Below are 13,447 nucleotides of genomic sequence, written 5' to 3'. Positions count from 1 at the left end.
CAGCGCCCTCGCCTGTGGTCCTCCACCGGCGAGGGCATCTACGACCTGCCGAGCTCCCGGTGGATGAAGTCGAAAATTTCGTCGTCCGTCGCGCCTTCGAGCTGCTGGGCGGCCCGGGGACGCCCGTCGGACGCCCGGGTCTCTCCCAGCTTGTTCAGCATGGTCTGAAGTCGGCTGGTGATTTGCCCAAAGGCGTCATCGTCTGGGGAAACCCCTGAAACCAGCGCCTCGATCCGATCCAGCTCACCCAGGACCGAGACCGCCTCGCCGACCAGCGCCGACAGCAGGAACCCGGCCAGCGCGGACGGCGTCGGGTGGTCGAAGACGAGGGTGGCGGGCAGCTTGAGCCCGGTCGCCGCGCGCAAGCGGTTGCGCAGCTCCACCGCGGTCAGGGAGTCGAAGCCGATCTCCTTGAACGGCCGGTTCGCGTCGATCTCCTCGGCGCCCGCGTGCCCGAGCACCCGGGCGATGGCGTCGCGGACGTGGTCGAGCACCACGCGTTCCTGCTCGACGGCCGGCAGGCCGGTCAACCGGCTCGCGAAGTCCGCCGTCTCGGCCTCGGCCGGCCGGGCGTCGAGGGCCCGGCGGACCGCGGGGAGGTCGTCGAGCAGCGGGCGCGGCCGCGCGGCGGTGAAACCCTGGACGAACCGCTCCCAGTCGACGTCGGCGACGGTGAGGACGGTCTCGTCCCGGTCGATCGCCTGCCCCAGCGCGACCAGGGCCCGCTCCGGCGGCATCGCGCCCACGCCCCGGCGGCGCAGGTGCTCCTCGGCGTCGTTGTCGCCCGCCATGCCCGCGCCCTGCCAGGCGCCCCACGCGACGGAAGTCGCGGTGAGCCCGCGGTCCCGACGGCGCTGGGCGAGCGCGTCGAGGAACGCGTTGCCCGCCGCATACGCGCCCTGGCCACCGCTGCCCCAGACGCCGGCGTTGGAGGAGAAGAGGACGAACGCGTCGAGGTCGTCGAGGAGCTCGTCGAGGTGCGTGGCGCCCGCGACCTTGGCTTGGACGACTTCGGCGAACTCGGTCAGCTCGGTGTCGTCGAGAGCGGTGCCCTGGACGATCCCGGCCGCGTGGAAGACGGCCCGGACGGGCTCGCCCAGCCCGTCGAGCAGCGCTTTCAGGGCCGTCCGGTCGGCGACGTCGCAGGTGGCGATCGTCGTGTCCGCGCCGAGGGCGGTCAGCTCGTCGCGGAGTTCGGCCGCGCCGGGTGCCGCTTCGCCCCGCCTGCTGGTGAGGACCAGGCGCCGGGCGCCGCGGCCGGCGAGCCAGCGCGCGACGTGGGCGCCGAGCGCGCCGGTGCCGCCGGTGATCAGCACGGCGCCGTCCGGTCGCCACTCGCGAGCCAGCACGGCGTCGCCGAGCGGGGCCGGCACCAGGCGGCGGGTGAGCACCCCGGACGCGCGGACGGCGACCTGATCCTCGTCGCCGGCCGCGGCCAGGATCGACGTCAGCCGCTGCCGATCGCGCTCATCGGTCGTTGCGGGCAGGTCGACCAGGCCGCCCCAGCGGTCGGCGTGTTCGAGGCCGATGACCCGGCCGAGCCCCCAGACCTGGGACTGCGCCGCGTCGGTGACGGCGTCGGCGCGGCCGGTGGCCACCGCGCCCGCCGTGGCGAGCCACAGCGGGGCGGCGATCCCGGCGTCGCCGAGTGCCTGGGTCAGGAGCAGGGTGTTCGCGACGCCGCGTGGGAGCACCGCGTCTCCGGTCCCGTCGAGGGCCAGCAGGGAGAGGACGCCGTCCACCGGGGGGAGGTCGACCAGTCGCTTGCCGAGCGCGGCCCGGTCGGTGGCCCCGACGGTGAGCGGGACGACGGTCGCGCCCTCGACAGCCTGACGCGCCGCCTCGATCCAAGGGTGGTCGCTGCCTTCGGGCGTCACGAACAGCCAACTTCCCGGCAGGGGTTTCTGTTCGGTGGCGAGCGGTTTCCAGGTGATGCGGTACCGCCAGCCGTCCACAGTGGATTTCTCAAGCCGGGTGCGCCGCCAGGACGCGAGCGCGGGCAGGACGTCGCCGAGGGGTTCCGGCGCGACGGCGAGGGTGCCGGCGATCGACGCCAGGTCCTCGCGTTCCACCGCGGCCCAGAAGCTGTCGTCGACCGGGTCGCCGGTGGCCGCCACGGGGGTCTTGGGCTTCGGCCAGAAGCGCCGGTGCTGGAACGGGTAGGTGGGAAGGCCGACCGTGCGCGTCTCCGGGACGAAGGTCCGCCAGTCGACGTCGTGCCCCTGCGTCCACAGCTCGGCGACCGAGGTCAGGAACCTGTGCCGGCCGCCTTCGCCGCGTCGCAGCGTGCCGACGACGACACCCGGGGTGTCGTCGAGGGTCTCCTGGATCGCGCTGAGCAGCACCGGGTGCGCGCTGACCTCAACGAAGAAGCGGTGCCCCCGCTCGACGAGCGCGCGGGTCGTGTCCAGGAAACGGACCGGCTCGCGCAGGTTCCGGTACCAGTATCCGGCGTCGAGGGAGGCGGTGTCGACCGGCTCGGCCGTCACCGCGGAGTAGAACGGGACGTCACCCGTGCGGGGGCTCAGACCCGCGAGGACCTCGTGGAGTTCCTCGCGGATGCCCTCGACGTAGACGGAATGGGAGGCGTAGTCCACCGGGATGCGCCGGGCGCGGATGTCCTTTTCGGTGCACTGGGAGATCAGCTCGTCCAGGGCGGCCGGGTCGCCGCACACGACCGTCGACGTCGGGCTGTTGTAAGCCGCGATCGCGACGCCGTCCGGCAGCAGGTCCGTGACGCGGCCGACGTCGAGCGCGATCGAGGCCATGCCACCCCGGCCCGCGAGCCCGGCGGCGATCGCCTTGCTGCGCAGCGCGACGACCTTCGCACCGTCCTCGAGGGACAGTCCACCCGCGACGACCGCGGCCGCGATCTCGCCCTGGGAGTGCCCGGCGACGGCGTCGGGCTCGATCCCGTGCGCTCGCCAGAGTGCGGCCAGGGACACCATCACGGCCCAGGACGCGGGTTGCACGACGTCGACCCTGGCCAGTGCGTCCGCATCGTTCAGGACGTCGGTCAGCGACCAGTCGACGTGCGGGGCCAGCGCGGCGGCGCATTCGGCGATCCTCCGCGCGAAGACCGGCTCGTCGAGCAGGTCGACGGCCATCCCGACCCACTGCGCACCCTGACCGGGGAAGACGAACACCGTCTCCCCCGCGGCCCCGGCTGTCCCGGTGACGGTCACGGCCGGTTCGCGGTGGTCGGCGAGGATGACCGCGCGGTGCTCGAAGGTCGAGCGGGTGCTCACCAGCGACCAGGCGATCTCGGCGACGCTCCCGGGCACCTCGGCCAGCGCGGCGACGCGGTCCTGGACCGCTGCCGCCGAGCGGGCGGAGATCACCCACGGAGCTTCTTCGCCATCCACTGTGGACTCGACCGGCGCTTCGGGAACCTGCTCCACGATGATGTGCGCGTTCGTGCCGCTGACGCCGAACGACGAGATCCCGGCGCGACGCGGTCCCTCGTGCTCGGGCCACGGCCGCGGCTCGGTCAGCAGGGCGACCGCACCGCTGTCCCAGTCGACGTGCCGAGACGGCTCGCCGACGTGCAGGGTCGCGGGGAGCACGCCTTGGCGCATGGCGAGGACCATCTTGATGACCCCGGCAACGCCGGCCGCGGCCTGGGTGTGCCCGACGTTCGACTTGATCGAACCCAGCCACAGCGGTTCTTCGCGATCCCGGCCGTAGGTCGCCAGCAGGGCCTGCGCTTCGATCGGGTCACCCAGCGTCGTGCCGGTGCCGTGCGCTTCGACCGCGTCCACATCGGACGGTGCCAGGCCCGCGTTCGCCAGCGCCGCACGGATCACGCGTTGCTGCGACGGGCCGTTCGGGGCGGTCAGGCCGTTGGACGCACCGTCCTGGTTGACGGCGCTGCCACGAACGATCGCGAGTACCGGGTGCCCGTTGCGGCGCGCGTCCGAAAGCCGTTCGACGAGGACGACGCCGACGCCCTCGCCCCAGCCGGTGCCGTCGGCCTCGTCGGCGAACGCCTTGCACCGGCCGTCCTTCGCGAGGCCGCGCTGCCGGCTGAACTCGACGAACAGGCCGGGGGTGGACATGATCGTGACGCCGCCGGCCAGCGCCAGCGAGCACTCGCCCGCGCGCAGCGACTGGGCGGCCAGGTGCAGGGCGACCAGCGACGACGAGCACGCCGTGTCGACGGTCATCGCCGGGCCTTCCAGCCCGAGCTCGTAGGCGATCCGTCCGGAAAGGACACTGCCCGCGCTGCCGGTGGCGAGGTAGCCGTCGACGCTCTCCTCGCCGAAGTGCAGCGCCGCGGTGTAGTCCTGCCCGTTGGTGCCGGCGAACACGCCGACCGGCGCGCCGCGCACGGCCAGGGGGTCGATGCCCGCGTGCTCCAGGGCCTCCCAGGAGGCCTCCAGCAGCAGCCGCTGCTGGGGGTCCATGGCCAGCGCCTCGCGCGGCGAGATCCCGAAGAACTCGGCGTCGAACCGGTCGGCACCAGCCAGGAAACCGCCTTCGCGCACGTAGGTCGTCCCCGCGTGGTCGGGGTCCGGGTCGTAGAGCGCGTCGGTGTCCCAGCCGCGGTCGGCGGGGAACTCCGAGACGGCGTCACGGCCCTCGGCGAGCAGCGCCCAGAGCTCGTCCGGGTTGCGGACCCCGCCGGGGAACCGGCAGCTCATCCCGACGATGGCGATGGGCTCGTCGGTGTCCTTCGCGACCACTACCGACGCTTCTTCGGCTTCGCCCAGCAGTTCCGCGCGCAGGTACGCCGCCAGCGCGGTCGCCGTCGGGTAGTCGAACGCGAGGGTGGCCGGGAGCCGCAGCCCGGTGGCGGTGTCGAGGCGGTTGCGCAGCTCGACGGCGGTCAGCGAGTCGAACCCCAGCTCCTTGAAGGTGCGGCCGGCCGCGACGTCGTCGGCCGAGCGGTGGCCGAGTGCGTGCGCGACCTGCTCGCGCACCAGCTTGAGCAGGAGCCGGTCGGCGTCCGTAGTGGACAGTCCGGTGAGCTCGAGCGGGTCCGCGGCGGCGGGTGCGAGCTGCCGCACCTCGGGCAGGGCGGCGATGAGCGGGCTCGGGCGGTGCGCGGTGAGCGCGGCCGCGAACCGGGCCCAGTCGACGTCGGCGACGGTGACCGCCGGGCTACCGCTCTCGATCGCGGCGCGCAACGCGGCGATCGCCCGGTCGGGCCGCAGCGGGGCGAGCCCGGTGCGTCCGAGGTGCTCCTCGGCGGCCGCCGCCGTGGCCATCCCGCCGTCGGCCCAGGGTCCCCAGGCGACCGACGTCGCGACCAGGCCCTGGGCGCGGCGCTGTTCGGCGAGGGCGTCGAGGTAGGCGTTGGCGGCGGCGTAGTTGCCCTGCCCGGCCGCGCCGAAGGTGCCCGCGAAGGAGGAGAAGAGGACGAACGCGTCGAGCCCGGCGGTGAGTTCGTGCAGGTGCCGGGCGGCGACGGCCTTCGCGTCGACGACCTCGGCCAGGCGTTCCGGGGTGAGGGCTTCGAGGACGCCGTCGGCCAGGACACCGGCGGTGTGCACGACGGCGGTGAGTTCGCCGACGGACTCCAGGGTCGCTTCGAGTGCGGCGCGGTCGGTGACGTCGCAGGCCACGACGTCGACGCGGACGCCGAGCCGGGTCAGCTCGGCTTCGAGGTCGCCGGCACCCGGCGCGTCGGGACCCCGTCGGCTCGTCAGGACGAGCCGCTCGGCACCGGCGCCGGCCAGCCAGCGCGCGACGTGCTTGCCGAGCGCGCCGGTGCCACCGGTGACCAGGATCGTGCCGCTGGGCTGCCACGGCGTCGCCGGACGCGGGGTGCGACGGACGAGGCGGCGGGCCAGTACCCGCGCCCCGCGGACGGCGACCTGGTCTTCGCCGGTCGCGCCGCCGAGGATCGCGCGGACCGTCTCCTCGTCGGCGTCGGCGGACAGGTCGACGAGCCCGCCCCAGCGGTGCGGGTGCTCCAGCGCGACCGTGCGCCCGAGGCCCCAGACCATCGCCTGGACGGGGTCCGGCACGTCCCCTTCGGCCGCGGCGACCGCGCCGCGGGTGACGCACCACAGCGGCGCGTCGATCTCCGCGTCGCCGAGGGCTTGCACGAGTGCCAGCTGACCCTCGACGTCCAAAGCGGACAGAACGCCGTCGAGGTCGCGGCCCCGCAGTCGCTCGGCGAGGGACGCACGATCGTCCTCGGCGGTGACTTCGAGGACGTCGTCGAGGAGATTCGTGTCCGCGCCGGCGGGGACCACCGCGAGCCACCGGCCGTCGAGCCGAGCGTCACCGGGGTCGACGGGCGTCCACGTGACTTCGTACTGGCCGGCCGGGGCCTGGCCACGCTCACGCCAGGCCGCCAAGGCCTCGACGTCGGCGCTCTCGACGGCCGCCCAGAACTGCGCGTCCGGCGTCGGCCGGCTCTCCAGCCAGAAGCGCGTGCGCTGGAACGGGTACGTCGGCAGCGTGACGTCGCCACCGGAACGCCCGGGGTGCGCCGCGTGCAGGACCGCCTGCCAGTCGACCGTGTGGCCTCGCGTGTGCGCGTCGCCGAGGGCGGTCAGCAGGCTCGCGTACTCGGCACGGTCCTTGCGCAGCAACGGAACCGTGGGGAACGCGGCCAGCGCCGAGAGCACGCCGCCGTGGCCGAGTTCGAGCCCGCGCGTGACACCGAGCCCGGCGAGCGCGGCGGACGCGTCGGCGAACCGCACCGGCTCGCGGACCTGACGTACCCAGTATTCCGAGGTCAGGATCTCGTCTCCGGCGAGGCGTCCGGACACAGTGGACACCAAGGGGATCTTCGGCGCGTGGAACGTCAGGCCGTCGGCGACAGCCGCGAACGCGTCCAGCATCGGGTCCATCAACGCGGAGTGGAACGCGTGCGACACCGTGAGCCGCCGGACCTTCCGGCCCAGCGCGGCGAAGTGCGCCTCGACCCCGTCGACCTCGCCGGACACCACCACGGCGTCGGGTCCGTTCACCGCGGCCAAGCTCACGCCGTCGCCCAGAGCGGCGACGACCTCGTCCTCGGTGGCCTGCACCGCCAGCATCGCGCCACCTTCGGGCAGCGCCTGCATCAGGCTCGCCCGCGCCGACACCAGCGTGCACGCGTCCTCAAGGGACAGAACTCCGGCGACATGCGCCGCCGCGATCTCACCGATCGAGTGGCCCGCGACGTGGTCCGGGACCACTCCCCACGATTCCAGCAGCCGGAACAACGCCACCTCGACCGCGAACAACGCGGGCTGGGTGTACCCCGTCCGGTCGAGCGCCGGAGCGTCGCCGAAGACGACCTCCCGCAACGGCCTATCCAACGACGAGTCCACCAGCGCGCAGACCGCGTCGAACGCGTCCGCGAACACCGGGAACCGCTCGTACAGCTCCGCACCCATCCCGACACGCTGCGAACCCTGACCCGAGAACAGGAACGCCGTCTTGCCCGGCTCCGCGAGTCCGGGAGTCGTCGCGGCGAGGCCGGCGAGCAGATCGTCACGACCGTCTCCCACGACCACGGTCCGGTATTCGAAGGCCGACCGCGCGGCCAGCGCCAGCGCGATGTCGGCCGGGTCGCCGTCCGGCAGCGCGCGGACGGCGTCACGCACCGCCTGTTCGGTCCGGCCGGAAAGCACCCACGGCACAACGCCTTCGGAAGGTGCATCGTGGACGGCCGGAACCGCGGGCGGCTCCTCGACGATGACGTGCGCGTTGGTCCCGCTGACCCCGAACGACGACACGCCCGCCCGACGCGGCCGGTCACCGCGCGGCCACTCCTGGGCCTCGGTCAGCAACCGCACCTCGCCGGACGTCCAGTCGACCCGGTCCGACGGCCGGTCGACGTGCAGCGTCCTCGGCAGCGTCGCGCCGCGCAGGGCGAGGACCATCTTGATGACGCCCACCGCACCCGACGCCGCCTGCGTGTGGCCCACATTGGACTTCACCGAACCGAGCCACAGGGGCCGCTCGCGGTCCTGGCCGTACGTCTCCAGCACCGCCTGCGCCTCGATCGGGTCGCCCAGCGTCGTGCCCGTTCCGTGCGCCTCGACCGCGTCCACATCGGACGGTGCCAGGCCCGCGTTCGCCAGCGCCGCGCGGATCACGCGCTGCTGCGACGGGCCGTTCGGGGCGCTCAAGCCGTTGGACGCGCCGTCCTGGTTCATCGCCGACCCGCGCAGCAGCGCGAGCACCGGGTGGCCGAGGCGTCGCGCGTCCGACAGGCGCTCGACCAGCACGAGCGCGACGCCCTCGCCCCAGCCGGTACCGTCCGCCGCCTCGGCGAAGGACTTGCACCGGCCGTCGCTGGCCAGGCCGCCCTGCCTGGCGAACTCCTGGAACGCGCCCGGCGTCGCCATCACTGTCACGCCGCCGGCCACCGCCATCGACGACTCGCCGGAGCGGACCGACTGGGCGGCCAGGTGCAGCGCCACCAGCGACGACGAACACGCCGTGTCGACGGTCACCGCGGGACCTTCGAGACCGAGCACATAGGACACCCGGCCGGACACGACCGCACCGGCGTTCCCGGTGAGCAGGTGCCCTTCGACCTCTTCCGCGGCCTCGGCGTGGCCGGTCGCGTAGCCCTGCGTGCCGCAGCCGACGAACACCCCGGCCGCACTGCCGCGCAGCGAGCGCGGGTCGATCCCGGCGCGTTCGAAGACCTCCCACGCGCTCTCCAGCAGCAGCCGCTGTTGCGGGTCCATGGCCAGGGCTTCCCGCGGGGAAATCCCGAAGAAGCCGGCGTCGAACTCGTCGGCGTCGTGGACGAACCCGCCGACGCCGTCGACGTCCCAGCCTCGGTTCACGGGGAAAGCCGACAGCCCCTCGGCGCCCGCGGAGACCAGGTCCCACAGGTCCTCCGGCGAACGCACGTCGCCGGGCAGGCGGCACGCCATCGACACGATCGCGATCGGCTCGTCGACGTCCACCTGGGACACCAGCTGATCGGCCGCCACGGGGCCGGCGTCGAGCAGCTTGTGCCCCAGCAGCGCGGCGAGGCGCCGCGGGTCCGGGTGGTCGAACAGCACGACGGCGGGCAGCTTGAGCCCGGTCGCCGCGACGAGCCGGTTACGCACCTCCAGGGCGATCAGGGAGTCCACGCCCAGGTCGCGGAAGGCCCGGTCCGGCTCGACCGAACCCGGCCCGGGGTAGCCCAGGACGGCGGCGGTCTCGGCCCGCACGAGATCGAGCAACGCCTCCTCCCGCGCCGACTCCGGCAGGCCGGAAAGCCTTTGCACCAAGGAAGAATCCGCCTCGACCGGCGCCGTCGTGAGGGCGTCGCGGACCTCGGGCAGCTCGTCGAGCAGCGGCCGCGGGCGGGCCGCGGTGAAGGCGGGGACGAACCGCGCCCAGTCCATGTCCGCGACGGACAGGAACGTCTCGTCCGCGTCGAGCGCCTGACCGAGCACGGTGAGCGCCAGCGCGGGATCCATCGCGCGGATGCCGCGGCGGCGCAGCTGCTCGCCGGAGTCGTCGCCGGTCATGCCCGCGCCGGCCCACGCGCCCCACGCCACCGACGTCGCGGTCAGGCCGCGGTTCCGGCGGTGCTGCGCCAGCGCGTCGAGGGCGGCGTTGGCCGCGGCGTACGCGCCCTGGCCGCCGCCACCCCAGACACCGGCGTTGGAGGAGAACAGGACGAACGCGTCGAGGTCCCCGGTGAGCAGGGCGTCGAGGTTGGCGGCACCCTCGACCTTCGCGCGCAGCGTCTCGGCGACTTCGGCGCGGTCGGTGTCGGCGAGGGCGCCCGAGCGGCCCACGCCGGCCGCGTGCACGACGGTGCGGGGTTCGATGCCGGCGAGCAGGGCGGCCAGCGCATCGCGGTCGGCGACGTCGCAGGCGGCGATGGTCACCTCGACGCCGAGCGCCGTCAGCTCTTCACGCAGCTCGGCGGCGCCGTCGGCGTCGGCGCCGCGACGGCTGGTCAGGACGAGGTGCTCGGCACCCGCGCCGGCCAGCCAGCGGGCGACGTGCGCGCCGAGTGCCCCGGTACCGCCGGTGACCAGCGCGGTTCCGCTCGTCCGCCACTCGCGGGCGGTGCGGCCGAGCGGCGCCGGGACCAGGCGGCGGACGAGCACCCCGGCCGCACGGATCGCGACCTGGTCCTCGCTCGCCTCGGCGAGCACCCGGGCCAGGCGGCCGACCGCGCGGTCGTCGAGGGTTTCGGGCAGGTCGACCAGGCCACCCCAGCTGTCCGGGTGCTCCAGGCCGACGACCCGGCCCATGCCCCAGATCTGCGCCTGCGCGGGGTGGGTCAGCCGGTCGGAGCGGCCGGTGGAGACGGCGCCGCGGGTCAGCAGCCACAGCGGGGCGGTCACGGCGCGGACCAGCTCGATGGTGGCGTAGAGGCCGTCGTCGGCGAAGGCGAGCAAGGACAGGACACCGGTGACGCCTTCGGTGGGCAGCTCCGGGAGCTGAGCGCCGGGTTCGACGGTCAGCAGGACCGGCTCGGCGCCGTGCGCGGCCAGGCCCTCGACGAGGGCGTCGGCCGGGTATCCGGTGGGGGCGACGACCAGCCAGCGGCCGGTGAGCTCCGCCGCGGGCGGGTTCGCCGGCTGCCAGGCGATGCGGTAGCGCCAGCTATCCACAACGGACTGTTCGGTGCGGCGCTTGTGCCATTGGGCCAGCGCGGGCAGGACGTCGGCGATCGCCGTCGCCTCGACGTCCAATGACGCGGCGAGAGCGTCGGCGTCCCCACTGTCCACAGCGGACCAGAACTGGTCGTCGGCCGCGCCCGCGGTCTTCTCGGCAGCGGTCAGCCAGAAGCGTTCGCGCTGGAAGGGGTAGGTGGGCAGGTCGGTGAGCCGCGCGCCGGGGAACAGCCCGGCCCACTCCACCGACGCGCCACGGCTCCACAGCTCGGCCAGCGACGTCAGGAAGCGCGGCAGGCCGCCTTCCCCGCGGCGCAGCGACCCGACGACGATGGGCTCGTCCAGAGTGTCTTCGACGGCGGCGACGAGCACGGGGTGGGCGCTCACCTCGACGAACGTGGTGAACCCCGCCGCGGCCAGGCCGCGCACGGCCGTGTCGAACAAGACCGTCCGACGCAGGTTCCGGTACCAGTAGGCGGCGTCCATGACGCTGGTGTCGATCCGCTCGCCCAGCACCGAGGAGTGGAGCGGGAGCACGGCTTCGCGCGGGGTGATCGGGGCGAGCGCGGTGAGCAGCGGGGCCTCGATGGCCTCGACGTACGCGGAGTGCGACGCGTAGTCCACCGGGATCCGGCGCGCGCGGATTCCTTCTGCGGTGAGGGTTTCGACGAGTGCGTCGAGGGCTTCCGGCTCGCCGGAGAGCACGACCGAGCCCGGGCCGTTGACCGCCGCGACGCTGATCCGCTCGTCGAGTCGCGCGGTGATGTCCTCAAGGGACAAGGCGACGGAGGCCATCCCGCCCTTGCCTGCGAGTTCTTCGGCGATGAGCTTGCTCCGGAGGGCGACCACGCGCGCACCGTCCTCAAGGGACAGTCCACCCGCGACGACCGCGGCCGCGATCTCGCCCTGGGAATGCCCGACGACGGCGCCGGGCCGCACCCCCGCCGCCTGCCAGAGCGCGGCGAGCGAGACCATCACGGCCCAGGAGGCCGGCTGCACGACGTCGACCCTGGCCAGCGCGTCCGCGTCACCCAGGACGTCGAGCAGCGGCCAGTCGACGTGCGGCGCCAGCGCGGCGGCGCACTCGGCCATCCGGCCGGCGAAGACGGGCTCGTCGAGCAGGCCGACGGCCATCCCGGCCCACTGCGCGCCCTGGCCGGGGAAGACGAAGGCCGTCTTGCCCGGCGGCGCGGCGACACCCCGGACGACCTCGGCCGACGGCGTCGCGTTCGCGAGCGCGTCCAGGCCGCGGACCAGGTCCTCGACGGTGTCGCCGACCACGGCGGCGCGGTGTTCCCACGCGGTGCGGGCGGTGGCGAGCGTCAGGCCGACGTCGCCCGGCCGGACGGTCCCGGTGACGTGCTTGCGCAGGAGGTCGGCCTGCTCGCGCAACGCCTCGGCGCTGCGTGCGGACAGGACCCAGGCCGCCGGGCCCCGCGGCGCTTCGGGTTCCTCCGGCGACGGCTCGGCCGCTTCGAGGACGACGTGGGCGTTGGTCCCGCCGACGCCGAACGACGAGACGCCGGCCCGGCGAGGCGCGCCGGTCTCGGGCCAGGCGGTGTGCTCGGTGAGCAGCTCGACCGAGCCGCGCGTCCAGTCGACCTGGCTGGACGGCTCGGTGACGTGCAGGGTGCGCGGCAGCTCGCCGTGACGCAGGGCCAGGACCATCTTCATCACGCCGGCCACGCCGGCGGCGGCCTGGGTGTGCCCGATGTTGGACTTGATCGAGCCGAGGCGGAGCGGGTGTTCGCGGTCGCGTCCGTACGTCGCGAGCAAGGCTTGCGCCTCGATCGGGTCGCCCAGTGTGGTGCCGGTACCGTGCGCCTCGACGGCGTCCACTTCGGACGGTTCGAGGCCGGCGTTGGCGAGCGCGGCGCGGATGACGCGTTGCTGCGAAAGGCCGTTGGGAGCGGTGAGGCCGTTGGACGCGCCGTCGGAGTTGACCGCGGAGCCGCGCAGGACGGCGAGCACGGGGTGGCCGTTGCGGCGCGCGTCGGACAGCCGCTCGACGAGCAGCACGCCGGCGCCCTCGCCCCAGCCGGTGCCGTCGGCGGCGTCGGCGAAGGACTGGCAGCGCCCGGACGCGGAAACCCCGCCCTGGCTGGTGAATTCGACGAACACGACGGGCGTCGCCATCACGGTGACACCGCCGGCGAGCGCCATCGAGCACTCCCCCGCGCGCAGCGCCTGCACGGCGAGGTGCAGCGCGACGAGCGAGGACGAGCAGGCGGTGTCGACGGTGACGGTGGGGCCTTCGAGGCCGAAGGTGTAGGCGATCCGCCCCGAGGCGACGGACACGGCACTGCCGGTGAGCAGGTGGCCGCGGACTTCGTCGGGCAGGCCGTCGAGGTCGGTGGAGCCGTAGGCCTGGTTGCTGCAGCCGATGAAGACGCCGGTGTCGCTGGCTCGCAGTGCGTTCCGGTCCAGCCCCGCGCGTTCGAAGGTTTCCCATGAGACTTCCAGGAGCAGGCGTTGCTGCGGGTCCATGGCGAGGGCTTCGCGCGGCGAGATGCCGAAGAAGCCGGGGTCGAAGTCGGCGGCTCGGTCGAGGAAGCCGCCCTCGGCGGTGTCGCTGCCGGCGAGTTCGGCGGCGGTCCAGCCGCGGTCGGCGGGGAAGCTCCCGATGGCGTCGGTGCCGTCGCGCAGGAGGTCCCAGAGCTGTTCGGGGCCGGTCACGCCACCGGGGAACCGGCAGCCCATGGCGACGACGGCGATCGGTTCCCTGGAGGCGGCCGCGAGCCGGTCGTTCTGCTCCCGCAGCCGCTTGTTGTCCCGCAAGGACGCCCGGAGCGCTTCGACGACCTTGTCCTTGTCCGAAGACAGTGCCACCAGGTACCTCCAGGTTCACGGCGTGGTCGCCTCGAGTGAAACGCATGCGGCACCCGCAAATCCCTAGACTTCGCTGCCCTCGGCGGGGTCGT

At 74.0% G+C, this 13,447-nt stretch carries 1 protein-coding gene; it reads right to left on the bottom strand.

Translation table 11 applies throughout. The annotated features are described in order from the left end of the window. Positions 1–38: 38 nt before the first annotated feature. The gene (locus ACZ7PG_RS48865; protein ID WP_470246081.1) at positions 39–13,355 is read right to left on the bottom strand and encodes a type I polyketide synthase; all 13,317 of its coding nucleotides are present in this window, start codon (positions 13,353–13,355) and stop codon (positions 39–41) included. Positions 13,356–13,447 lie beyond the last annotated feature (92 nt).

Source organism: Amycolatopsis sp. NPDC114504 (genome assembly GCF_055633595.1).
The sequence above is the reverse complement of the archived record's forward strand: the minus strand, read 5'-3'. Positions and strand labels throughout refer to the sequence as shown.